At 39.4% G+C, this 24,591-nt stretch carries 24 protein-coding genes and 1 riboswitch; of the genes, 17 read left to right on the top strand and 7 right to left on the bottom strand.

Translation table 11 applies throughout. The annotated features are described in order from the left end of the window. Window positions 1-68: 68 nt before the first annotated feature. A complete protein-coding gene (locus FQ087_RS12985) occupies window positions 69-554 on the top strand; it encodes a competence protein ComK (RefSeq protein ID WP_149581015.1) in 486 nt (161 codons plus the stop codon). Window positions 555-1,014: 460 nt separating this feature from the next. Here FQ087_RS12985 and FQ087_RS12980 read toward each other — a convergent pair whose 3' ends face one another. The 4 genes from FQ087_RS12980 to FQ087_RS12965 form a co-directional block, all read right to left on the bottom strand. After that, a complete protein-coding gene (locus FQ087_RS12980) occupies window positions 1,015-1,647 on the bottom strand; it encodes a peptidoglycan DD-metalloendopeptidase family protein (RefSeq protein ID WP_149581014.1) in 633 nt (210 codons plus the stop codon). Between the two features lie 103 nt (window positions 1,648-1,750). Further along, window positions 1,751-1,879: a YvrJ family protein gene (locus FQ087_RS12975; protein WP_149581013.1), complete on the bottom strand. Its 129-nt coding sequence runs from the start codon at window positions 1,877-1,879 to the stop codon at window positions 1,751-1,753. A 156-nt stretch (window positions 1,880-2,035) separates the two neighbouring features. After that, window positions 2,036-2,254 (bottom strand): DUF2922 domain-containing protein, encoded by a 219-nt coding sequence (locus FQ087_RS12970; protein WP_149581012.1) that lies wholly within the window; start codon window positions 2,252-2,254, stop codon window positions 2,036-2,038. A gap of 52 nt (window positions 2,255-2,306) precedes the next feature. Beyond that, entirely contained in the window at window positions 2,307-2,528 is a 222-nt protein-coding gene (locus FQ087_RS12965) for a DUF1659 domain-containing protein (protein WP_149581011.1), read from the bottom strand. A 542-nt stretch (window positions 2,529-3,070) separates the two neighbouring features. Here FQ087_RS12965 and FQ087_RS12960 point away from each other — a divergent pair. The 5 genes from FQ087_RS12960 to phoU all read left to right on the top strand — a co-directional run bounded on the left by FQ087_RS12960 (window position 3,071) and on the right by phoU (window position 7,223). Beyond that, on the top strand, window positions 3,071-3,913 hold the full coding sequence (locus FQ087_RS12960) for a phosphate ABC transporter substrate-binding protein (RefSeq protein ID WP_149581010.1): 843 nt from the start codon (window positions 3,071-3,073) through the stop codon (window positions 3,911-3,913). A gap of 46 nt (window positions 3,914-3,959) precedes the next feature. Further along, window positions 3,960-4,874 carry a phosphate ABC transporter permease subunit PstC gene (pstC, locus tag FQ087_RS12955; protein ID WP_223145607.1) on the top strand — a complete coding sequence of 305 codons (915 nt, stop codon included), beginning with the start codon at window positions 3,960-3,962 and terminating at the stop codon, window positions 4,872-4,874. Between the two features lies 1 nt (window position 4,875). Next, window positions 4,876-5,703, top strand: coding sequence for a phosphate ABC transporter permease PstA (gene pstA / locus FQ087_RS12950; protein ID WP_149581009.1), 828 nt, complete (start codon window positions 4,876-4,878; stop codon window positions 5,701-5,703). A 76-nt stretch (window positions 5,704-5,779) separates the two neighbouring features. Continuing rightward, a complete protein-coding gene (pstB, locus tag FQ087_RS12945; protein ID WP_149581468.1) occupies window positions 5,780-6,550 on the top strand; it encodes a phosphate ABC transporter ATP-binding protein PstB in 771 nt (256 codons plus the stop codon). A 19-nt stretch (window positions 6,551-6,569) separates the two neighbouring features. Then, window positions 6,570-7,223: a phosphate signaling complex protein PhoU gene (gene phoU / locus FQ087_RS12940; RefSeq protein WP_149581008.1), complete on the top strand. Its 654-nt coding sequence runs from the start codon at window positions 6,570-6,572 to the stop codon at window positions 7,221-7,223. Window positions 7,224-8,195: 972 nt separating this feature from the next. On the opposite strand, the gene FQ087_RS12935 is transcribed toward phoU, so the two are convergent. Next, a complete protein-coding gene (locus FQ087_RS12935) occupies window positions 8,196-9,101 on the bottom strand; it encodes a YsnF/AvaK domain-containing protein (RefSeq protein ID WP_149581007.1) in 906 nt (301 codons plus the stop codon). Between the two features lie 420 nt (window positions 9,102-9,521). On the opposite strand from FQ087_RS12935, the gene FQ087_RS12930 reads away from it, so the two are divergent. Further along, window positions 9,522-10,241: a VCBS repeat-containing protein gene (locus FQ087_RS12930; protein ID WP_149581006.1), complete on the top strand. Its 720-nt coding sequence runs from the start codon at window positions 9,522-9,524 to the stop codon at window positions 10,239-10,241. Window positions 10,242-10,454: 213 nt separating this feature from the next. Here the strand turns inward: FQ087_RS12930 and FQ087_RS12925 are convergent, their stop codons facing one another. After that, on the bottom strand, window positions 10,455-11,408 hold the full coding sequence (locus tag FQ087_RS12925; RefSeq protein ID WP_149581005.1) for an NAD(P)-dependent alcohol dehydrogenase: 954 nt from the start codon (window positions 11,406-11,408) through the stop codon (window positions 10,455-10,457). A 435-nt stretch (window positions 11,409-11,843) separates the two neighbouring features. Here FQ087_RS12925 and FQ087_RS12920 point away from each other — a divergent pair, with 435 nt between their 5' ends. The 4 genes from FQ087_RS12920 (at window position 11,844) to FQ087_RS12905 (ending at window position 17,643) form a co-directional block, all read left to right on the top strand. After that, window positions 11,844-14,219 carry a polyprenyl synthetase family protein gene (locus FQ087_RS12920; RefSeq protein ID WP_149581004.1) on the top strand — a complete coding sequence of 792 codons (2,376 nt, stop codon included), beginning with the start codon at window positions 11,844-11,846 and terminating at the stop codon, window positions 14,217-14,219. A gap of 977 nt (window positions 14,220-15,196) precedes the next feature. Further along, window positions 15,197-15,475 carry a CD3324 family protein gene (locus tag FQ087_RS12915; RefSeq protein WP_149581003.1) on the top strand — a complete coding sequence of 93 codons (279 nt, stop codon included), beginning with the start codon at window positions 15,197-15,199 and terminating at the stop codon, window positions 15,473-15,475. Between the two features lie 149 nt (window positions 15,476-15,624). Then, entirely contained in the window at window positions 15,625-16,275 is a 651-nt protein-coding gene (locus FQ087_RS12910) for a FusB/FusC family EF-G-binding protein (RefSeq protein WP_149581002.1), read from the top strand. 396 nt (window positions 16,276-16,671) lie between these two features. After that, on the top strand, window positions 16,672-17,643 hold the full coding sequence (locus tag FQ087_RS12905) for a bile acid:sodium symporter family protein (RefSeq protein WP_149581001.1): 972 nt from the start codon (window positions 16,672-16,674) through the stop codon (window positions 17,641-17,643). 534 nt (window positions 17,644-18,177) lie between these two features. Here FQ087_RS12905 and FQ087_RS12900 read toward each other — a convergent pair. Continuing rightward, complete coding sequence (locus FQ087_RS12900; RefSeq protein WP_149581467.1) at window positions 18,178-18,831, bottom strand: LuxR C-terminal-related transcriptional regulator; 654 nt, start codon at window positions 18,829-18,831, stop codon at window positions 18,178-18,180. Window positions 18,832-18,854: 23 nt separating this feature from the next. After that, window positions 18,855-18,938: riboswitch (cyclic di-GMP riboswitch) on the bottom strand. A gap of 765 nt (window positions 18,939-19,703) precedes the next feature. On the opposite strand from FQ087_RS12900, the gene FQ087_RS12895 reads away from it, so the two are divergent. The 6 genes from FQ087_RS12895 (at window position 19,704) to FQ087_RS12870 (ending at window position 24,466) form a co-directional block, all read left to right on the top strand. Next, window positions 19,704-20,300 carry a TasA family protein gene (locus tag FQ087_RS12895; protein ID WP_149581000.1) on the top strand — a complete coding sequence of 199 codons (597 nt, stop codon included), beginning with the start codon at window positions 19,704-19,706 and terminating at the stop codon, window positions 20,298-20,300. Between the two features lie 377 nt (window positions 20,301-20,677). Continuing rightward, a complete protein-coding gene (locus FQ087_RS12890) occupies window positions 20,678-21,349 on the top strand; it encodes a hypothetical protein (protein WP_149580999.1) in 672 nt (223 codons plus the stop codon). Further along, window positions 21,306-21,935 carry a signal peptidase I SipW gene (sipW, locus tag FQ087_RS12885; protein ID WP_149580998.1) on the top strand — a complete coding sequence of 210 codons (630 nt, stop codon included), beginning with the start codon at window positions 21,306-21,308 and terminating at the stop codon, window positions 21,933-21,935. The genes FQ087_RS12890 and sipW overlap by 44 nt, the downstream gene beginning before the upstream one ends. Window positions 21,936-21,968: 33 nt before the next feature. After that, on the top strand, window positions 21,969-22,892 hold the full coding sequence (locus FQ087_RS12880) for a hypothetical protein (protein WP_149580997.1): 924 nt from the start codon (window positions 21,969-21,971) through the stop codon (window positions 22,890-22,892). A gap of 225 nt (window positions 22,893-23,117) precedes the next feature. After that, window positions 23,118-23,684: a class D sortase gene (locus FQ087_RS12875; RefSeq protein ID WP_370456075.1), complete on the top strand. Its 567-nt coding sequence runs from the start codon at window positions 23,118-23,120 to the stop codon at window positions 23,682-23,684. A 569-nt stretch (window positions 23,685-24,253) separates the two neighbouring features. Continuing rightward, a complete protein-coding gene (locus FQ087_RS12870) occupies window positions 24,254-24,466 on the top strand; it encodes a hypothetical protein (protein ID WP_149580996.1) in 213 nt (70 codons plus the stop codon). The last annotated feature ends 125 nt before the right edge of the window (window positions 24,467-24,591 follow it).

Below are 24,591 nucleotides of genomic sequence, written 5' to 3'. Positions count from 1 at the left end.
AACCTATAGTTAGTATACTCCCTTTTATGAAAAATCGATAGGAAGAAGATAAAAAGGGAGCTGGGAATATGCTACATACAAATAACTTTGTACTCGATTATGACACGATTTCGTTTTTACCTAGATATGATGAATCTGGCTGTTTGCGAGCGATTGTGAGGGATGTCAACGGGTCGTTCGATGTAGACTTGGCACCTACTTTACTAATGGATTATAATTTGCGTTATTACGGTTCTAGTCTTAGGGGCGCAACAGATGGGGCTAATATGATTTTAGGAAATGGTCACATGCCCCCCGTGATTGTAAATGAAAAGCTCGGTATTTATTGGATTCCAAGTAAGTCACCCTATAATGGGGACTGTATGTGGTTTGCATTACATCATATTAAGGATTATTTCGATATTGGTGGGAACAGAACAAAGATCATCTTTAGTGACGGCAGTACCCAGATCATTGATATAAGTAGATCCGCATTCGATTTAAGGGTACAAAAAGCTTACAAACTAAAAGGTAAGATTGAATATAGGACAATCGGAACACCGATGAGAGTGTGAGAAACGAAAGAATGAAAGCGTTTGAAACTAAAACTCACGATGGTAAATACATAGTTGGTGACAGTATATATGTTGCTCATCATGTCGTCTTCTATTGAAATGAGAACGAGCGTATATAATTGGGACTGTAACCGAGTCTCATTTTCCGTACACGATTTTTCAACCTGTAAACTACCTGTAAAAGTGAAGTGATGCGTTTGGAAATCCATTTGGTGGCAAAGGACAGACTGGAAGCAGAGGGGATTCGATAGATTATTGAATGCCATTTATCTAATACAGTCATGACGACATTTAGTACAATCGAGCTGTCCAACGAATATCGTAAAGTGTCCAACAATGCCGAGCTGTCCAACGAATTTCGTAAAGTGTCCAACAACCTCCGGAACTGTCCAACGAACTAGTCCTAGACGCACTCGTAAGAGCCCAATTTCTCATAAAAATGAGAAATTGGGCTCTTTGCTTACTGCACCTCGGATTTTGGATTCGAGACTTGGACTACTTTACCCTTCGCTATCTTTTCAAGTGCAGCTGTCGTCAACTTTCCTATAATTCCGTCCACAACAAGACCGGAAGCTTGCTGAAACGACTTCACTGCAGACGTTGTAGCGGGCCCGTTTAGTCCATCCATAGCTATTTTGTAACCTGCTTTGACGAGCAAGCTTTGTAGCTGCTTCACTTTCGGATCCACAACATAATGTAACGGATCAACTGCATTCGTAAACTTGTTATTCCAACGACCGGTGTGGAGCTCGAAATGAAGGTGGATCCCTGTACTTTTTCCAGTCGACCCTTTCACGCCAATAGGTTCGCCTTGTTTCACTGTCTGTCCGACTTTCACACCGAAGGACTGTAGATGTGCATAGACGGTTTCAAACGTCTGTCCACCTATGGAGTGGACAATCATTACTGTGTTTCCATACCCATTTTTAGACTTAGCAAAAGTAACGTTCCCAGCAGCTGCAGCAACGATTGTATTGTTTGATGACGTATTTGCGTAATCCACACCCCAGTGCATCGCTCGTAAATGACTAATCGGATGGATCCGGTAACCGAAAGGTGATGTGACACGACCATCGCATGGTTTACTAAACATTAATTCCCCTCCTTTCTCCAAAGTAGGTACGCTTAGAACGCAGCTATGCAACGCTAGTGAGTTATCCGTCTGGAATTTCCGACGAGTAAAGATGGATTAAAATTCACTGCATTTTTAATGTAACTAACACATCATGGATTGCGACGAGTTTTGTTTCGAGCCGGTGCAAAAGATAGAATGATACGAATATCGGGAAACCGACTTCCTGTATGAGACTCATCCATTGTTCCATCTCGTTTCCTCCTCTCTTACAATAAAAAAAGCGCAAGCGCCTTGGTAGGGGCGACAGGCATAAGGCACTGCTCCAAGTTGAAAAACATATACTTTCTAGTATTTCAAAAAGACCGGTCGCCAGTTCGTAAACTGGTGAACCGGTCTTTGTTTATCGTTAGCCGTTTACAAGTTCTGTTACATTGCGTTCAATAACGCGAGCGCCAACAACTGTTGCAAGTGGTGCGCCATTTATTTCGAATACATTCGCGTCAATGATCTCCTGCATCGCAGTTTCGATGCTTTGCGGTGTCAAGTCTGCACGGGGTTCATCCACCGTCAGAGTCACCTTTTTTCCACTTGCTGTGCTGAAATTCAATTGTAGTGTTTTAGCCATTTTTCATCCCTCCTTTTCTATTCAGACTGTGTGGCTGAGTGCGCTTTTCCAATTAGTCAATCAAACTCGATGTTTCCACGATATCCGCTCCGATGAACGGCAGAGTTGAAAGCCGACCAAGTTGTTCCAGCGCTTTGTACAAGTTCTCAGCTGGTGCATTTTCCTTGATGTTGCGGTACGTCTTCGCTTTACGGATAAGCTTGCCGCCCTCAGTCAAACCGCCGTCGAAGAAAACCTTACCAGCTGCTTGTTGAAATTCGATTGTTGCTGCCATGTGTATCACCTCCTCTTACCCCTTATATAGAGAGTTAGGGAAGGAAAGGAGACATTTTTCATGAAATAATTTATATTCGTTTGAAAAAGACCGAAAGTATCACGTTTTCATAGATGTGTCTTTATGTAAAATGCAATGGGCAAATCATAGAAGAGGGTGTAGCGCCCGAAATTGTATCTTCGGGCGCTTTGAAAAAAGATAGAGAAGCATCTATTCTTTCATTTAAATAAATAAGAGCACTTTTACCTCGACCATTATAGGGGAGCAACGGACAACTAACGGTAATCGTGTAGGGTTCTCTTAGTCCAAGGCTATTTTTTGTTGTGAAATAAGTAGAAAGTATAAAGTTTCAATTTCAACACATCCTAAATCAGCCTGTCAATCAGGAATTATTTACAATTTTTAATACAAAGCATGTTGTTATTAATGAAATTTACAAAGCCTTTACAAAATACCTGTTGAAAATTTACACTCGGCATTTATTCTAGTAGTAGACAAGATACGACAAGAAAAGTTCCTACCCTATTTCTAGGAGGTCACAAATGATCAGTTTGAAAAGAGTGAAAACGGCAATTTTAATGCTGTCTCTAGTTGCTGTACTATCCGCATGTACAAGCAATGAGGAACCTAACGAAAAAGCGTCAAAAGGTAGTGGCGCCACAGTTTCTATTTCAGGATCAACCTCTGTTGGGCCGCTTGCTGAAAAATTGGCTCACGCCTATTCAGAGCAAGACAATACGAAGATTGAAATCAACCAAATTGGTTCATCTGCAGGGATTACCAATGCAATCAGTGGTGTGTCTGAAATCGGTATGTCTTCGCGTGATTTAAAGGAAGAAGAACGAGCCAGTGGATTGAAAGAAATCGTTATTGCTTATGACGGCATTGTCGTAGTGACGCATCCAACTAATAAAGTAAAAGATCTAACGATAGAGGAAGTAAAGAAGATTTTTACAGGTAAAGTGACGAACTGGAAAGAACTTGGTGGAGATGATTTGGAAATTGTTGTTGTCTCTCGTGAGGATGGTTCAGGTTCGCGTGATGCTTTCCAAGAAATTGTCGATTACAGCTCTGGCGAATTAATAAGGAACGCAATTATCGCAAGTGGTAACGGTAATATTAAAACAACAGTAGGGAACAATAAGCATGCAGTGGGCTTTGTTTCATTTGAATATATTGATGAGTCCATTTCGACAATCGATATTAATGGCGTAGCAGCAACAGCAGAAAATGTTCTGAAAAAACAATACAATTTGTCTAGACCCTTCTTATTTGTGCATAAAGAAGGCCAGTTAACAGAAGCTGGTCAACAATTTATAGATTTCATCTTAAGTGAAGATGGACAACTCATTGCAGCAGAAGCAGGAGCCATTCCTATAAAATAAAAATGACAAAAACATAATTCTGAGCGTGATTTTGGAGGAATAAAGTGTGTCTATCCCAACAACTAACAAGCAGTCCGTAGCAATCGGTAAAGCAAATAAAAGGAAGTATATGTTAGAGAAGGTGTCTTCAAGAATATTCTTGCTGTGCGCACTTCTTTCAGTCATCACTTTATTGTTAATCATTGGATTTGTATTTTATAAAGGAGCTCATCCCTTTGTAGCAGAGGGCTATAGCTTTATAGATTTCATCTTTGGTTCTGATTGGATCCCGAGTGAAGATAAATTCGGTATATTCCCAATGATTGTTGCATCCATTTACGCAACAATTGGCGCATTGATTCTTGGGGTTCCTATTGGTTTATTTACAGCTATTTTCTTAGCAGAAATTGCCTCTAAACGGGTAGCTAAAATTATATCACCAGCTATTCAGTTGCTAGCGGGTATCCCATCTGTATTATATGGTGTATTTGGACTTGCAATTATTGTTCCTTTTCTACAGGATACGTTCGGTTTAGTGAAAGGACAAAGCTTATTAGCTGTTATTCTTGTGTTAGCAATCATGATGTTGCCCACAATTGTGACTGTGGCAGAGACGGCGATTCGTGCTGTCCCTCAAACCTATCGTGAAGGATCATTAGCACTTGGCGTATCTCATATTGGGACCATTTTTAAAGTCATTGTACCAGCTGCTAAATCAGGAATTATGACGGCAGTCGTCTTAGGGTTAGGGAGAGCCATTGGGGAAACGATGGCAGTTATTTTAGTGGCTGGTAATAGTTTAATTGTCCCGACGAGCCTAACAGATAGTGTTCGTCCATTGACGACAAATGTTGCTTTAGAAATGGGTTATGCATTTGGTACACATCAGGAAATGTTATTTGCAACGGGAATTGTGTTGTTCTCCTTTATATTAATTTTGAATTTTGTATTGGCCAGAATCAGTGCGAAGGGTGGCAACTAACATGAGACAATTTAAAGATAACTTGTTACTTGGACTTTTATGGTTATCCGCTTTCATATCGGTTGCTGTCCTCGTCATGATTGTTGGATTCATCTTTTATAAAGGCTTTCGTTTAATCAGTTTTGAATTCATCTTTGGCGATTATTCACCAACTGGCGGCGGTGGTATTTGGCCAATGATTGTAACAACGATCTACACAATTGTTATTTCGTTGATCATTGCAACACCTATTGGGATATTAGCGGCCGTTTACTTGCAAGAATATGCGAAGCAAGGACGATTGGTAAAAATCATACGTTTTGCAACAGAGAGTTTAACAGGAATACCCTCGATTATTTACGGTTTGTTTGGGGCAGTATTCTTTGTAACGACCTTAAAGTTAGGGATGTCGATTATTGCGGCTTCATTAACATTATCGATTATTGTTTTGCCTGTCATCATCCGCACAACCGAAGAAGCCTTAAAAACAGTACCGGCTGCATATCGTGAAGGTTCGTTAGCGCTTGGAACAACGAAGCTGCAAACCTTATATAAGGTGATTTTGCCTAATGCTATGCCGGGGATTTTGTCTGGTATCATCCTTTCTGTTGGACGGATTGTTGGTGAGTCAGCTGCCATCTTCTTAACTGCAGGAACTGTTGCTGCCATGCCAGGGGGGATCTTTTCATCGGCTCGAACGTTAACGGTTCATTCCTACTTAGTGACACAAGAATCGGGAGACATTGAACTTGCTGCAGCAGTGGGTATTGTTCTAATCTTTATTATTTTAATCATCAACCTTTCGGCAACATATATATCGAAAAAATTAAACAAAGGATCCAACAAATAAGGAGTCGTTGTCAATGAGTACAGCAGTAATGGAACCAACGATCAAACAAAATCAAGTAGGAAAGGTAATTGTGCATATGGAGCAACCCAAAGTAGGTATATCGAAAATTAATGTAACGGATTTGAATTTATTCTATGGTGAGAAACAGGCGCTGTTCGGTGTCGATCTTGCTATTCGTGCAAATGAGGTTACTGCTTTAATCGGACCTTCAGGTTGTGGCAAATCCACTTTTTTACGAACATTAAACCGAATGAATGATTTAATTGATGGTGTGAAAATTACAGGTGAAGTTGTCATTGATCAGGAGAGAATTTATAGTTCAAGTGATGTCATCAAATTGCGGACAAAAGTGGGAATGGTATTTCAAAAACCGAATTTATTCCCAATGAGCATTTACGATAATGTTGCCTATGGTCCAAGAGGGCAAGGCATAACGAATAAAAAAGAATTAAATATACTAGTGGAAGAGAGTTTACGCGGGGCTGCAATTTGGGAAGAGGTCAAAGACCGTCTTAAAACATCAGCACTTGGTTTGTCTGGTGGTCAGCAACAACGTGTTTGTATCGCACGTGCCATTGCGATGAAACCAGATGTGATCTTAATGGACGAGCCTACTTCCGCACTCGACCCGATTTCTACGTTGAAAGTTGAAGAACTTATCTCAAAGTTGAAAAAAGAGTATACAATTGTTATTGTTACTCATAACATGCAACAAGCTGCACGAATTTCGGATAAAACAGCCTTTTTCTTAAACGGAGAAGTTGTTGAGTACGATGATACAGATACAATTTTCTCTACGCCTAAGGATCAAAGAACAGAAGATTATGTGACAGGTCGATTTGGATAATAGGGGGGAATAAAGGGGTATGCGTGAAAACTTCGAGAAAAACTTAGAGGAATTAAAAACTAAAATCACCGAAATGGGTAAGCTATCCATTACTGCTCTAGAAAGAGCAGTGAAAGCCTTGAAAACACAAGATGTTGAGCTTGCTATTAAAACCATAGAGGGCGATACAGCAATTGATAAACTTGAAATGGATATTAACCAGTTTGCAATTTGGATCATGGCAAAAGAAGCGCCTATTTCGAGGGATTTACGCGAGATTATTGGTGTACTAAAAATTTCATCTGAAATTGAACGGGTTGCGGATTTCGCCGTAAATATTGCAAAATCAACCATTAAGATTGGTCAGACGACCTCTTTACTAGAACTTACACATGTAGAGAAGATGAATGAACTATCAATTGAGATGCTCCGAAAAGCACTTCAATCTTTTTTAGAGGAAAGTATGGTACTTGCTAAAGAAGTTGGGGACTTAGAGGATGAAGTGGATCAATGTAGTCGTGAAAACTATAAGAAACTGACTGCATATCTAAGTGAACATCCAGAAGAAACAAATCAGCTTGTCCAGTTATTGTTTGTAAATCGTTATCTTGAGAGAACAGCAGACCATATTACAAATATAGCTGAGAGTGCGGCATATCTGATTAAAGGTCAGATATATGATTTTAATTCATAACTTTTTAATGAAATAGGGTTGCTGGAGAGAGTTCTATGAAAGTCTGGTGTTGTTCAATTACAATCTGGAATACTTTCATGAGACGGGTTTTAGATCTAGTGCAGCACCATTTTCACTGGACTATTTTCGGGTTGCTTTCGGCTAATTATACGTGACACATTTACTGAGAGGTCAAAGTGTGGCTAGACGTGACTTCGTCACGTCTAGCCACACTTTTTTCAGTAATACTGTTTCGACTAGTTGCCTGTCGCGTTCCTACAATGTTGAAGTGAAAAATGCGGTTGTTGTGGAAGAGGAAAATAGATGGCATTCTATGGAGTGTGTAAGTGCCCGAAGATGCAATTTCGGGCACTGTTGTACGTTGTACAATGGGTTCCTTGCTTACTTTTAGTAAAGATTATGCATGTAAGTTTGTGTTGTCTTATAGATAGAGATTCTTCATTAAAGTAAATAAGAAAGAGACATAGAGACAGCATCAGCCGCCAATCCTGAAATCAATCTAGAACTGTCGAAACGAAATGAAGAAAAGATAGTAATGGGAGAAAAATTTAACCAATTCATTGCCCATCTCAAGGAATCTAAAGACATTCCAACGGCAATTTACTATGTACATTATTCTCCAGAATCGAAAGAAGAGGAAAGATTACACGATACACTAATCGTCAAATAAGATAACGAATTAAGGTGAATCGATGGTTCTAATGCTGTTGATTGCACTTTCAGCACTACAAAACGCTGTAACGTGAAAGGGAGAAGCAAGAGGGGAGAGAAGGAGGCGGAGCAGCGGTTTTATCCGAAACAGCGATTCAGCTATTGAGTGAAAAGTTTAGTGTTAGGTAGCTCTCACTCTTCTTCAGCGGAGGTTATCTCGGAGGAATTAGTAATTGTTGCACAAGCACACAAACTAATTCACTCAAAAAAAGGAGCTTGCTTAAGCAGAATGTCTACTTATGCAAGCTTCTTTTTAAACTATTAAAATCGATTACGATTGCTCGAAGGGGTGTCTTTTAATTCATTACGCTCAAATCGATTCGGTTCCAATGGATCAATGGCTGCTCTCTCTTGTGCATTCAATACATCATCCGTCCGGTCGATATCCGCTTCTTCACGACGCACTCTTTCACTGACCGTTTCCGTGTCATGGACTTCGCGCTTGCCAACGATGATTTCTTCTTTGACAACAGGACGTTTTGTCACTTCAATTCGTTCTTCCATGACGGGAATATGAATGTTTTCGCCATCATCAAACACTTCTCCAGCAGCAGTCTCTTCAGTTACGGCGCGTCGTTCAATATAGACTTCTTCCCGCGTAACGGGTACTTCAACCGTTTGTGTATCTTCTACAACATGCTTAGTGACGTTTACTTCGCCCGCCTGATAGCGTTCTTTGTCGACTTTGAGCTTCTCTTCATGCAGTTGCAGACGTTCTTCCCGTTCTGCATCCATAGCTATATTCATATTATCATAATTATCCACGACAAGATTTGAGCCGATGTTCGGATCTGTATACCCGGCTTGATGTTCCGTCCCAGTATTTTCATAGAGATTTCCGTATTCTGGGTCTACGTAAAGCAGAATTCCACCAGCTTTGACTTCATTGAAATAGCGGTTGGATTCTTCTTCAGTGAACCCCATGTTAGTGAATTCACCTTTGACGGATTCATCTCCGGTGAGGAAAGCTATGAATTTGTCCTTCAGGTTACCTTTCGGTGTGCGAAGATCGACATCTGTTTCTCCACGTACAATCGATAGTTTATCCGTATCATTTGTCACTATGTAAATGTCATTATCAGAATACCCCTGTGTTTTTAACTCGTAAATCTTATTTAAAACCTCAGTTTCATTTTGGAATGTGCCTACATATTTTTTATCAGCCATATCAATTTCCTCCTATGATTTTTATTATTTTTATAGTGTTGGTGATAGTATTTGAAATACCCCGCTTTCAAATAATAAAACCTAATTTTAGATTCTGGAAAAAATTTCAGGTACCTGTACGTGATTGTTTTTTGTTGCACAGGCACACAACACTAAGCTTTAACACTTCATGGACTTATGCATTTTGAGCGCGACAAAGTCGCATCCATACACATCAAGATATCTCGATAATGGTATAGAAGATGTTTAATCCACGGCAATCAAAAAGCAGCTGTACACGTTGCGACTAGTGTCTGATTAAGTTATTTACTGGAAGGTTTTGGTTCATCAACACATGTGAAATGTTACACAACGAGTAGCAATCACTCTATTAAGCCATAGGATAGAGATAATTAAAGTCATATTGAAAAGGGGAATGTTATGGATGTATATTATTCTAAGGCTACTATGAGTCAGCCCAGTATTGTTGCGTTTGCTCAGGGAGATGTAACCGGAGATGGAGTAGCTGATTATGTCTATTTAACTGGAATAAAGACTCCAGATAGTCCATTTACTCAAAATATAACCCTTCACGTTAAGGATGGAAGAACTGGCGTGGTAACAAATATCCCACTTCGTGAAAATGTAGGGTATAATCCTTCCTTATTCTTGGGTGATTTTACTGGGGATGGTGTAGCTGATATTTTAATAAGTATTGCTACAGGTGGTAGTGGTGGAATTATGTACTATTATGTTGTTTCCTTTGTTGGTAATAAAGCAAAATTACTTTTTGATTTTACTATTTATAATGATCGATACCAATATGATGTTACTTATCAAGACAACTACAAAGTTGAAGTTGTTAGCAAGGCAAATAATAAAAAGTACATTATCGATATATCTACAAAAGGTGCTGAGTATTTAGCTGAAATATATGATGACAATGGGAAACTAAAAAGTCCGATAACTGGTTTTGTGAACCCTTTGAGTGGCTTATATCCAATAGATTTTGATTCAAATGGAGTTTATGAGCTTTTAGCCTATCAAAAAATTGCTGGAAGATATAATGCAGATTCTTTAGGATATATTTTGAACACTTTAGGATGGAAAGATAATCGATTTGTTTTGCAAAATCAGTATTTAGCTATTTTTGGATCTTAGGATTCTTCTCAAATGGAATGTTTGTCAGGGGTGGGGGAACAGCTTAGAATTGTTTCAAAACTGGGACGCGAGGGGTGCCAATGCAGCGAAGATAAGCATGCCTGCCGTCCAGCGCTGAGGCGGAGATGAGGGCCAGATTGCGATCCTGACCCTTATTCAACCGTTCAATCAGGCGCAGTCGAAGGACAACGTTAGTCCGTGGCATAGGGATATTTAGTTTGTTTCAAGTACAATCTTCCCTTTTGTTCGCCCACTTTCAACATGCCTGTGAGCCTCTACGATCTGATCCAAAGGATAGCACTTCTCAATAACAGGTTTTATTATTTCTTCCTCCATAAGCCCGCGTAAAAAGTCCAAATCTCTGTCAGTAGGTTTTGCAAGATGCACCTTCGCTTTCTTCTTACTAATCAAAGGGCTTATCATCAATTGAATTGGATGATACTTGGGGTAGAGTAGGTGTTCTGTAATATAAACACCCTTCTCGGTTAGAGAACGCAAACAACTGAAGAAAGTCCGCTTACCAACCGCATCCAGAATGACATCATACTTTTTACCGTTATCCGCAAAATTTTCCTTGGTATAATCTATCACGTAATGTGCTCCAAGATCTTTAACCCACTGTAGATTCGAAGTACTACAAACTGCGGTTACATCAGCCCCAAAGTATCTAGCAAGCTGAACAGCAAAGTGCCCAACGCCACCTGATGCACCATAGATCAAGACGCTTTGGCCTTGCTTTATCTGTGCTACATCTCGCAATGCTTGCAATGCAGTTTGAGCAGCACAAGGTACAGCAGCTGCCTCCGCAAAGGTTGTGTTCTTCGGCATTAGACTCAGTAAACTCTGACGAGGGCAGACATATTCTGCATGGGATCCGAGACAACTCCCAAAAACATGATCGCCAACCTTAAATTTATGTACATTTTTGCCGACCGCTTCAACAGTACCCGAGACGTCTAAGCCCAATAGTAGCGTTTTGGGCTTTGTAAGACCATTCTGTAACCTAGTAGGCAAATAGCCCTTTCGGTGCAAATAGTCAAATGCATTGACCGAAGCATTATGCACTCTTATCAATACCCTATCATCATCCTTGATGGATGGTAGTTCGACATTTTTTATTTCCAGGACTTCAGGAGTACCATAGGATTCGTAAATAGCTGCCCTCAACTGTCTAACCTCCTCGATTCATTAACGATTGGTAAATCTCGTTATCGTGAGTGCGCCATTGTTCATTTCAATAAAGAAATACTTTATGTTGATTTAGTTTTGGGGTTGTAACCAATGTGCTTCATTGTATCTATATACGTATTACTCCTTATGTAGAACTATCTTAATTTCAGGTGCCTGCGCATGAAAAAACTTGGCGTATACGCTACAATTTGATAATAAAGCAATCAAAATCAGCTGTATGACTAACTCGTCTGAGTTGCTTGTCTTCGTTTGATGCACAAACACTATTTTTCAGTCTGTGTATCGTTTTCTTGAATAAAATAAATTTAGTTTTTGTTAAAAGTTTGGGATAGTGTTTAGGTTAGTAACATTGATTTGACCAATATTGCATACATATATATATGAAAACTTTAAGTAGAGGTATTGATTCATATGAATGAGAAGTTTAAAAAAAATGCCGATGCACGCTATCGGTTGGCTGAGCAGAAGGCTGCTCATTATTTTAAATCACTTTCTGAACAGCTCGTGCAAAAAATGGTTGTCCCTGTTTTGATAAAAGATATAAAGGCATGGAAGCAGCACCATATTCATCCTCTCCCGTTCTTATCTATTTTTTCGCGTGGAAAGGGAGGAGCTGATTCCAAGGGATATCACAGTTATATCCAATGGTTGAATTACACAGGTAAACTAGATAATTACTTGGATCGGAGTATTTCCTATATTTACATGCGAGATCTGGGCAAAGCCTTGGACTCACCTGACACACAGACCAGGGTTCGACGTACAGTTGAGAATTTAAAAAATCACCTAACTCAATCAAATCCTGGAAGCAAATTGGAGACGTTTAGCATGGCTGGAATGTACCGGCTTGCCCAGAAGGAAGGCATTGAATCCACCATGATCTGGGTGTTGGACAAATTAAAGACTGTAACCTCCCATATTCCAGAGGGGATGGATGCTGAGGAAGCCAAGCGAAAACTTATTAAAATCATAGCAGGGGTAATCCTGCATGTGATTGAAGAAATGGACGCTGAGATTACGCCTGAAGAACGTATGTGGAAACTTGATGAAGCGATTAGGCTTGGGTATTCCTATGGTCTGACGTATCCATTCATTGACGACCTTCTGGATGCCAACGTGTTATCAATTCAAGAGAAAAAACGATATTCCGATTTAATACGGTCCACACTTATCGCAGGATCTGTTCCTGAATGGGAAGAGTGGACTGGGAAAAACGCGGAACTCATTCGATTTATCCATTCGGAGCTCCGTGATGCCTTTGAGTATATTAAGGGCCTTCAGCAGCCAGAGACAAGAAAAAGTTTTTTCGAGCAGTCCTATGTGTTTTTTAATGCACAGGAAGTGGATCGCGTAAAGAATCTATCCAATGCGAATTACACCAATGAAGAGCTTTATATACCTGTCATTTTAAAATCCTCTTCTTCACGATTGATTACCCGTTCAGTAATAAGTGCTCCTGAGGATGAGGGCTTTGACAACCGAACATTCTTATATGGCATTTACAATCAGCTAGCGGATGATTTTGCAGATATGTTTGATGACTTAAATGAAGGAAGAGTAACACCCTATACCTATTATATGAAGTATCATGATAAGCGCGCGGATCTCATAAATCCCTTTGAATTGTACTGGACGGTCATCTCTAATTTGATCCATAATGTCTATAACTCAGATAGCAAGACGCGCGAGGTGATACTGGATCGTGCAATAAACGGGCTGAAACGATTTAAAAAACGTATGGGAACTAAAAAGTACAACGAAGTTATGCATTTATTTGCTTCCGGAAATCCTCAATTCAATAAAGTCATTCAAAGTATGGTTCGAAAAGCAGATGATGTGGATTTCTTTGATAAACTGCTGCGAGATCATATGATTACGAATCTGAAAAGTGAACGGAAAGAGCAGGAAGACTTTTTAGATACGATCAAAACTGTACGCAATCAGATCAACGATGTACTACCTATTTCCGAAATAGCGAATGCCTCTTTGATGAGAGAGCCGATAATCGAAGCGGCAAATTACAGTCTGCAAAGTGATGGAAAGCGACTAAGGCCAATCATAACTTGGGTCATGGGTGTGAACGAATATGGATTGAATCAGTCGTCCATCGTACCACTTCTGAGATCCTTGGAATATATGCATACGGCATCCCTCATTTTTGACGATATGCCATCCCAGGATAATGCGCCAACGCGTAGAGGGCGTCAAACCCTCCATCAGGTCTATGACATTGCCACAGCTGAATTAACTGGACTTTTCCTGACCCAAAAAGCGGTTGAAGAACAAACAACTCTTGAGCAGTACGACCCGAAAACGGTGCTAAGCTTGATTGGATATTCGTCCAAAATCGTAGGGGATATGTGTAGGGGACAGGCGATGGACTTGGAGTCCAGAGACAAACAATTGACGCTGGAACAATTGAATACGATGTGCTTTTATAAGACTGGAATCGCATTTGAAGCTTCTCTCCTAATGCCTGCAATTCTCGCAAAGGCAACGGAGTTGGAAATGGAAGCTTTGAAAAAATTCGCCCGTCATGCCGGCATTGCATTTCAGATTAAGGACGACCTGCTTGATGTTGAAGGAGATCAGAACGTACTCGGAAAACCCAGTGGAAAAGATGCTGAAAACAACAGTACGACATTTGTATCAATCTTAGGTGTTGTCGGTGCCAGAAACGCGATGTGGGAACATTATTGTTTTGCGATGGAAACGTTGCAAGAAATACCACGTAATACGACTTTTTTGAAGCATTTGTTGAATTATCTAGTGAACCGAGATCATTGAGATTGTTATCCTAAAAAAGCGGATAGGATAGAGGGAGTCCTATTTGTCGTGAAATATTGTACTAGTGAGAAGGGGTTGATAACCCCCATTTTCACTGGACCATTTTTGGACCGCTTTCGGCTAACTATTCATGACAGATTTACTGGGGGGGGCTAGCGTCACTTCTAGTCACGCTCTTTTCAGTAATCCTGTCGCTAATAGTCGCCTGTCGCGTTCCTCCAATGTTCAAGTGAAAAATGCTGTTGTTTTGAAAGAAAAGAATAGATGACTTTCTATAACAATTGTAAGTGCCCGAAGATACAATTTCGGTCACTTTTGTACTTTGTACAATGTGTTCCTTGCTTACTTTTAGTGAAAATGATCCATCTAAGCTTGTGTTGCCTAGTAGAAAGTGACACTTCTTTAAATTAAATAAGAAAAAACCATAGAGAAAGCATCAGCCGCCAAAATTGCATCTTTGGCGGCTTTTCTCCAGGTGAAAAGCCAGCTATTCTTTCGTCCCAAAAACCTTATTTGGAGCGCGCCGGATGAAGGGCAATCATACGATTACCGAAAAAAATGTGTTGTGATGCGACTTTGTTGCATCACAACACATCCAACTATCTCGGTAATCATACTAGAAGACATTCAATCCAAAGCAATCCAAAATCGAAACTATACAAGTAGCTCCCAGTCGCTGATCAAGTTATGTACTGGTTAATTTCGGTTATTCAATAGGCGTGATATATAATTAATGATGGAAGCTAACTAATGGACTTCAAAGCGTAAAAACGACTCAATAATCCACTCTTTAAGGAGGTGCTTATAGTTGGAGAATCCTATACGATTGTCTGATACTTCTCACACTCGTGCAAAGCCAGTAATAAGAAAGGCGATACTTTGCATGGGGCGTAAAATTTAATTTTATCGCTAAATAAGCTTTTCTGATCAATTGGCTTTGCTCCCTTATTCCAATTCACAATAAGGAGCGAGTAAAATTGAAGTATATTAACGCACAGAAGGTTTTACCTGAAAAGCTAATTTTAGAAATTCAAAAATATGTACAAGGGGAAACGCTTTATATTCCTAAGCCTGAAAATGACTATCAAAAATGGGGAACTTCTAGTGGTATCAGACAGAGGTTAGACCATCGTAATGCAGCTATTCGAGATGCTTTCAGAAAAGGAACTTATATTGAGCAACTAGCACAGGAATATTACCTTTCCGTTGAAACAATCAAAAAAATTGTCTACTCACATAAAAATAATAAGTACTGATCTCCCCCCATGTAAATGTTAGGCCACATTTGCATGGGGGTAGTTTATGTATAGAATGTTTCTAACTGATTCTAGCACTATTAGAACATTACTTTTTATATTAAAATAAGTGTACCAGGACAATAGCTGAAATCTAGGAGTGATACATGATGACCGAAAGATTTATTAAAAACGAGCAGTTCAATTTTATTAGTAAACAAGTTGCACACATTAAAGATAGTACGAAGCAGCATTTACCTGCAGGTGTGTTAGCCGCTGTTTATGATATATCAAATGAAAAAATCCTTACTTGTATTCCAAATATGACAGCTGAGCAAAAAAACATTCTGGATTTTTCTAAACTTAAAACAGTTGAAGCGTATGAACAAGCTCTTAAGAAAATTGATAACTATATGTTACCTTTCCCAACCATATCTGAGCAGCAACTAAAAAAGTTATTTCCAAAGAGCAAGAAATTGAAGCTGCCTGATTTATCGACTATGGATTTAACACGATTAACTTACTTAGGTTGGAATGATAGTAGATCAAATAAAAAGTATGTAGTTTATGAACTAGAGAATCGATTAGTTGGTATTGAATGTACATTTTCACCATCTATAAAGAAAAATATTTGCTCCATTTGTCATTGTCAGGGTAAAGTAACCTTTTTTTCTACCGTAACAAAGGAGAAAAAGCTAAATAATCCAGATTATTATCGATCTATCGGCAACCTTATTTGTGCAGATAGTAGTGAATGCAATAAAAATATGACAGATGCTTCTTATTTAAAGTACTTTTTAGAAGAATCTCTTCGTAAATAACTTTTAGGTAGGTATGCGCAGGGTAGGTCATAATAGACATTACAATTTTATAATACTAGAATGAAAACCAGGCAAAATAGCGAATGTCTGGTTTTTTTTTGTGTATTCGGTTATGTGAATTTTTCGTTTTTTGTATCAGACAGGTAGGCTTGAGATTTTGACTAGAACGCCCGAAACCTTGCTGTTGACCGACTAAAACAATAACAAATCATCGGGGCTTAATTGAACTTTTAGTATTTCATTCGTTTTTTGGGGAATCAACAGCAATTCTGCTTTTCTATGATTTATTGGAAATTAGAATTATCTTAATTATTTAATAAACTATGATTAAAGTTATTGTAAAATTCATTAAATACTGTATAGTTGTTTTATATAACTTAAGGAGTGATGTCAGGAATGAAGACGCTAGATAGGGTCAGCCAGTTTGCGGGCAATACCTTCGCGGTTTGGGTATTGTTATTTGCAACGCTGGCATTTTTTATACCGGATGGTTTTACGTGGATTGCCCCCCACATATCAATTTTGCTTGGAATTATTATGTTCGGAATGGGTATGACTTTATCGGTGGAGGATTTTAAAGAAGTATTAAAACAGCCGAAAAAAGTGGCTATTGGAGTCCTTGCACAATTTACGATTATGCCGCTTATCGCTTTTGGACTCGCAATAGCATTTAAGTTACCGCCTGAAGTAGCTGCTGGTGTAATCCTTGTTGGTTGCTGCCCTGGTGGTACTTCATCAAACGTCATGACTTATTTAGCACGAGGAAATGTTGCTTTATCCGTTGCGATCACATCTTGCACTACGTTATTGGCACCATTTGTGACGCCTGCTTTGATCCTATTGCTAGCTAGCAAATGGCTACCGGTTTCAGTAGGAGACATGTTTTTGTCGGTCGTAAAAATTGTTCTCATCCCTATTATCCTAGGTCTCGTTGCAAAAAGGCTTTTCCGCAATCAAGTAGAGAAAAGTGTAAAAGCTATGCCGCTCGTTTCTGTTGTAGCAATTGTAGCAATTGTCGCGGCGGTTGTTGGTGGAAATCAGCAGAAAATTGCCGAAACAGGATTGCTCATCTTACTTGTTGTAATTCTTCATAATTCTCTTGGCTATTTGTTAGGCTTCGGGGTTGCTCGCTTAATGAAATTGGATTACGCCGACCGTAAAGCCATTGCCATTGAGGTAGGAATGCAGAACTCTGGGCTAGGTGCGGTATTAGCAGCAGCACACTTCTCGCCACTTGCAGCTGTGCCAAGTGCCATCTTTAGTGTATGGCATAATATTTCAGGTTCACTACTCGCTACATGGTGGAGTAAGAAAACTGAAGTAACTGAAGAAGTAGTTGCAGAAAAACTGGAACCGTTGAAAAATTAACGTATTGAACAGCCTTATAGATTTTTGGTACAATTGCATGCGATATAAGAGGAAGGCAACCATATCAACATTTGGTTGCCTTTTTGCTGTCTCTTTATTCGGAAATTTGGATTGCCGTAATTCAACTATGTACAGCGTGCCTTTTAAAAGAAAACGGAAGTACATCTTACAATGTAATAGATTTGAGTGAGGGGAGTGTGGCGGAATTGGTTATGTGAGTGACTGGCATCCGTCATTTATACTTGCAGGGTACAATTCTTTTTATCAGCCGGGTTTACATGTATAGGAGTAATATGTCTAGAATGTTGGAGAAGCTCAGCTATATTCACTTTGGTTGGGTTTTTCTTTGTGAATTTATAAGGCATCCAAACAATTACATCCGAAAGAAAAATAGATTGAACCAGAAAAACAGCCAACGATCTCGAGAAATCGTTGGCTGTTTCTTGTTAATTTCTTTTGTAAGTCTACTAACGGATTTACTAGATGATTTCACAACACAACAGGTGGCTTGTCTGTATTGTTTCAGAACCGATACTAAACCAGCAGATCATACTTATATTGCACCAAACCTGTTTCATTCGCATAGAGTGCCGCTTGCGTACGGTCGCCTAGGTTTAACTTCGATAAGACTTGGCTGACATGCTTTTTTACCGTGTTTTCTGTGATGAACAGGTTCTCGGCTATTTGTTTATTCGAAAATCCCACTCCGATTTTTTGTAATACCTCTCTTTCCTTAGAGGTAAGGAACTCTATACGGCTGTTATCTATTCGTGGCTTCTTTTGTGCCTGCATCAGCAGGTCTATTATGTCTGGGTCATAATACTTCCTTCCTCTTTGGATCATTTGAAGTGCATAAATGATTTCTTCGGGATGTGATTCAAGTGATATATAGCCGTCCACATCCATTACCTTTGCACGTTCGAAGGATTTCTGATCTTTTGAATAGGTAAGGATGGCGAATTTGCAGGTGCAACCTATTTGTCTCGCTTCAGTAATCAAATCTAATCCTGATTCTTTTCCCAAATGGAAATCAACAATAGTCAAATCCGGTTTTTCTCTTTGAATCAGAAGAAGCGCTTCGTGCTTGTTGCCAGCCTCTCCAGATACTTCCATCGTATCTTGCGATGATAGAATAGAGATTACCCCTTTACGGATGATTGTTTGATCATCCACCACTACAATTTTCATCAATATATAGCCCCCTCACTCCAACGAAATAAGGCCGGTTGCACCACTGACTCCATACATCCAAGGTGCCCAGATAAAGGATGTATTTCCTAGTCTCCAACTCTGAAACGCATAATTCCGTATTGCTGTAACTGGTTGACCATTAATTATTTGTGGGAAAACCACATCTTATAAGAACGTATTTTTAATTGTAATATACACAAAAGTATGACGATACTGACAAATGTTAATGCTTAGGGCAATAATTTTCAAAATAAGAACTAATGCCTAGTACGGATACTTATCAGTATACTTATAATTCATTGAAAAAAATGTCAGTTATCCGTAGTCAGCGAGCACTTTCTTTGCATACTTGTTGATTATTTCGTCGTTTCATATCTCTTGTAACCTATAAATGAACTAATAAGAATATTCTACCAAACTAGACGTTAAATTGAATGGCACGAAAGTATACTATAAGGATCATTCAAAAGTAGAATGCCAACATGCAAAAAAATCACCCATTTGAGGGGCGAGGGAATTTTTCTGTCTGGGTATACTGAACGTAGTTCCACTGGACATAGTAAACAAAGCGAAGTGTTTGGAAGGGGATGGCTGGCATAACAAGAGGAATGTAAGACTATAAATGTATATGTGTGAAAAAGATTGCCATTTTACTTTTTTTTATCGCTACTAATTAAGAAACTATGCAAAACAAAAAACTGAAGACAGCTACCGGGCTATGAAAGTAGTGCATGGTATCTGATCTATCTGATCACAAGTAAAAGAAAAATCTTAGCCAACGTCGAAGAAGAAAACAATTTCTTCCAGGACGCAGGAAAAAACAAAGCACACGCATTAAAAAAAATACAAACTATTGGAGGAAATTAAAAATGAATATTAAAAAGAAGCTAGCAATGGGTATCGCAACTGGAGCATTGGCTGTAAGTATGATCGGCGGAGGAACTTATGCTTATTTCAATGATGTAGAAACAAGTGTGAACACATTTGCTGCAGGTACGCTGGATTTGGCAGTAAATCCTGAAACCATAATTGATGTAAGTAATATCAAGCCGGGTGACTGGATGTATCGTAATTTCAAATTGGAAAACAACGGTAGCCTTGATATTTCCAAAGTATTATTGACTACCGAATTTACTGAATCAGTAGGAGGTTTTGGAGATCACATTGTAGTGGAATTTCTGATAAACGAAGATAAAAGCAGTTTACTTGGACCTAGTAATGTGATTGATTCCATGACTTTAAGCGAATTGGCAAATATGTCAGCGGATGCTGTTAAAAATGAATCACCGAAATGGTTTGGATGGCAAGGTGGGGAAGACAGCGGCCTCAAAGCTGGTACAAAGGATAATTTGCACGTAATGTTTAGATTCAATGACAATAATGAAGATCAAAACGCTTACCAAGGCGCTAATTTGGAGCTGAAATGGAAGTTTGATGCACAGCAGACAAAAGGTGTATTGAAATAACATATATACCGGGAGGAGAGCCCTTCTCCTCCCTTATTCTATTTCATCAGACCGCCGGCGCACTTCCTTATATATATTTCTCAACATATAACTCTATTTTATGTTTTGAGGAATATATTTAAGAAAATTCTAGCGATAATACTTTGAAAGGCGGGGTTGGCTTGAAAAGCAAGCGTAGGCGTAGAAATAAGAAAAATAGCCGCAATCTTAACTTAAGTTTAAAGATAACACTAGTATGTTATTTATCTGTCTTTGGCATCAGTTATATGTCGTCTAACACGTCCGCATATCTCAGCAGCCAGTCGGAAGTTTCCCAGATAATCACTGCCATATGGGAAGTTCCGGTTAATTATTGCGGCGAAGAAGAGGAAAATGAAATGGATGCTGTAACGAGCGAGGAAATCAAGATCGACGGCGAGGACAATGACAAAGAGTCCAAGGGAGAAAACGAAAAGGATTCTGTAACGGACGAGGGAATCAAGAACGACAGCAAGGACAAAGATGATAAACCTAAGGAAGAAAACGAGAAGGATTCTGTAACGGGCGAGGAAATCGAGATCGACTGCGTTGACAAAGATAATGAGTCCAAAGTAGAAAACAAAAAGGATCCTGAAACGACCGAGGAAATCAAGGTCGACTGTGGGAACAAAGATGATAAATCTAAGGAAGAAAACGAAAAGAATGAGGTAACAAGCGAGGAAATCAAGGTTGACTGCGGGGACAAAGATGATGTACCTGAGGTAGAAAAGGAAGAGGATAAAGCAATAGAAGACGAAAAAACGAATGATCAGGAAAATAAGGAGTCGATTGAGTCAGGGAATTTAGAGGATAAGGCAGATCTGGATGCCAACACAGAGAAGGATCAGGAAATTCCTGGAGATGACGAACAAAAACAGCCGGACGGCAAGGAGTCCGCTGAAGATAAAGCAGTTGAGAAAATAGACAATGAAACGAATGATACCGTAAAACAAGAAAAAAACACAGAGAAAGCTGAGGGGGATATAAATGAGGAAACAGAAAGCGAAGAAAGAACGGAAGGTGGAGAATAAGCAGAAAATAATGAAGTGGATAAATAACATCATCTCCGGCATATTGATGATTCTGCTAATCAGTGTTGCTTCCATAGTGGTCGTCACAAAAGTCTCAGGCGGGGAGCCGCAGCTTTTCGGTTACCAAATTAAAACAGTTCTGTCGGGGTCCATGGAGCCGGGAATTCAAACAGGCTCACTCATTGCCGTAAAACAGGCAGTAGATAAAACTAATTTTAAAAAAGGCGACGTCATCACATTCCAAGAAGAAGAAGGCATTTTAATTACACACAGGATTACAGAGGTGGTCAAAAGTGGAGACTCCGTACTTTATCGGACAAAAGGCGACAACAATAATGCAGGGGACATGAATCCAGTTCAGTCTGCCAATGTGGTAGCCAAGTACACCGGTTATACAGTGCCTTACGTAGGATACTTCATTAACTTCACTCAGTCGAAGAATGGTGCACTTTTGCTGTTAATACCTGGATTCCTACTGCTTATCTACTCGGGATTTACGATTTGGAGAGCACTATCTGCAATCGAATTACCTCAAAAAAAGCAAGCAGATATAGTAGGAGAAGATGGCGGAAAAAGTTCTACTTAAAACGACCGCTAAGATATGTAAGGAGGCATTACCATGAGCAAACTGTTTCGGATTTTTCCGTTTCTTTTATTGATAGGCGTAATGAGTTTCTTTCCCATAACGAGCGTATTTGCTGATGGTAAAAACGACGCGAATAAGAAAGAGATAGACATCAGCATTTCACCAAAAGATGTATTATTTGCTATCAGTAATATGAAGCCTGGCGACTGGGCGCCCCGGACCATTACAGTCAAAAATTCCGGTAGCAAAGATTTTGACTACCAAATGCATGTACAAAACAGTGGAGAAAAAAAGCTATTCAACGAGCTGCTGTTGGAAATAAAAGCTGGCGACAAGGAATTGTATCAGGGAAAATTGGCTGCATTTAAATCTCTGCCAGCAAGAACACTCACAAGTGGAACCGAGGAAAATCTAGACATTACTATTCGTTTCCCAGAGCATCTTGGGAATGATTTTCAAGGGCTTACGTCGGCATTTGTTTTCTCTTTTACGGTGGAAGGAAGCGATAATCCAGGTGATGGAGGCAGCGAAAACCCTGGTGATGGAGGAAACAATAACCCTGGGGACGGAGGAAGCAATAACCCTGGTGACGGAGGAAGCGAAAACCCTGGTGATGGAGGAAGCAATAACCCAGGTGATGGAGAAAGCGATAATCCAGGTGATGAAGGCAGCGAAAACCCAGGTGATGGAGAAAGCAATAACCCAGGGAATGGAGAAAGCGATAATCCAGGTGATGAAGGCAGCGAAAACCCAGGGGATGAAGAAAACGATAGCTCTGCAGATCAAGTCATGATAAAAGGACAGATCGACAGCGGCGGTCCAACATCACCCGGATTCAGCTTGCCTGCCACGTCGACAAATATATTTAATCTGATGTTAGTTGGTTCTATACTTGTGGCGGGGGGAATTGTATTGATGATCATCAGACATTTCAGAAGGATGAAGTTAGCTCGATAGACACTTGAATGACTCATTGGTTACAAAGAAACTTTTGAAAAGCTGCCTATGCATGGCTTATCATGCCTTGGCAGCTTTTCCATTTTTCGTGAAGACTGCGATGAATAATAGACGTATTAATTACACCTCGGCGTGCTTAGGTTGCCTACCTAAGCTCCCCTAAAAATCTGTGACATCCTTTAGTAGCTATACAGTGAATACTTTTTTTGCAGGAGTTGATGCGTATTGTTGGGGAAAATGGCAATGATTTTGCTGGCGATTGGACTGTTATTCATTGGCTACGCCAGTGTGCAGCTAAAGTCCACACAGCAGTCGGAAAAAGTTGCACTATCTCAGGCCAAGGATTATTTGGAAGAACAACCAAAAGTACAGTCACTCCAGCCTGAACTATCTTTTCAGAACGGTGAAACAATCGGTATCCTGCAAATTCCTAAAATCGATAAAGAGCTTCCGATTGTGGAAGGGACGGATGAGGATGCTTTGAAGCAAGGCGTTGGTCACTATACAAGCACTGTGTATCCCGGACAAAAAGATCAAATTCTGTTATCCGGGCACCGGGACACCGTGTTTACGGGATTGGACAAATTACAAAATGGAGATTCAATCATTGTTGAAATGCAGCATGGCACCTTTACATATGCCGTTGTGGATACGGAAATTGTAGATGAAAATGATACAACAGTTATTCGTTCTACAGCTCCAGATGAAATGCTGACTTTATCCACATGTTATCCATTTGGGTATATTGGAAATGCGCCAAAACGGTATATTGTTTATGCGAAACCGATGTGAAATCCTACTAAAACCGGTGCCTACTAGCGGTGCATAGATGTGGAAATAATTCCGATTTTAAATGCCGGTTTCCTGTGCATGGGAAGAATTAGAAAATACACTACAAATGAAAAATAATAGAAAGAAGACCAGACAAAATGGCGACTGTCTGGTCTTTTTAGATATTTATTTTGGGTTATGAATTGTTTGCTGATGTATCAAGCACAGGTACCCCTTACTAACTTCCTCACTACGTTTGTCGGTGTCATTATCTTTTATGTATTTGCTAGTTAAAAGCTTACTTTCTCATAAGTAGTGCATACATATAGTAGAACGATTCAATTCGTACATTAACTCACTTTATTTTATCGTTTACCACATGTGTTGAGTAGTGGTATAAGGATGTAGCAAAAGGATCCAGTCAAAAAACTACCTCATACGCGTAAATGATATAGATTCAAAGTGCTATTGATAACGGCACCATAGAAAAGAGATAGAGTGTGGTAGACGTTTTTGATGAAAGTAAGTAATTCGATAGTAAAGTTCTAGTCTAAAAAGGGTGATTAATTGAACTTGAAGGGGGATTAGTTATGAGGGGATTTGGGAATTTATTTGGTTTTTTCGGATTTGTAATTGTACTAATGGCGCTATTTAATGGAGGAGAGTTATTACACTATCTAGGTGGAATGACAATAATGCTATTCGGCTTGTTAAATATAACAGATGCTAACGTGAATGAATTGAAAATGGAAATTAAACAATTGGAAACGAAAATTAGCAGATTAGAAAGTGAGAGTTCTTAATCGGAACTCTTTTTTGTTTTAAAACAAATGGGAGTGAACGTATAAGGACTGCAATTTCCATTTACTCACGAAACGTGAATGCGAAGTATTACAACTGTTAGCTGAGGCAAAAAAAGTGGAATTGC

Source organism: Sporosarcina sp. ANT_H38 (genome assembly GCF_008369195.1).
In the GTDB taxonomy this organism is placed as follows: domain Bacteria; phylum Bacillota; class Bacilli; order Bacillales_A; family Planococcaceae; genus Sporosarcina.
This window is presented reverse-complemented; position numbering and strand designations above follow the sequence as displayed.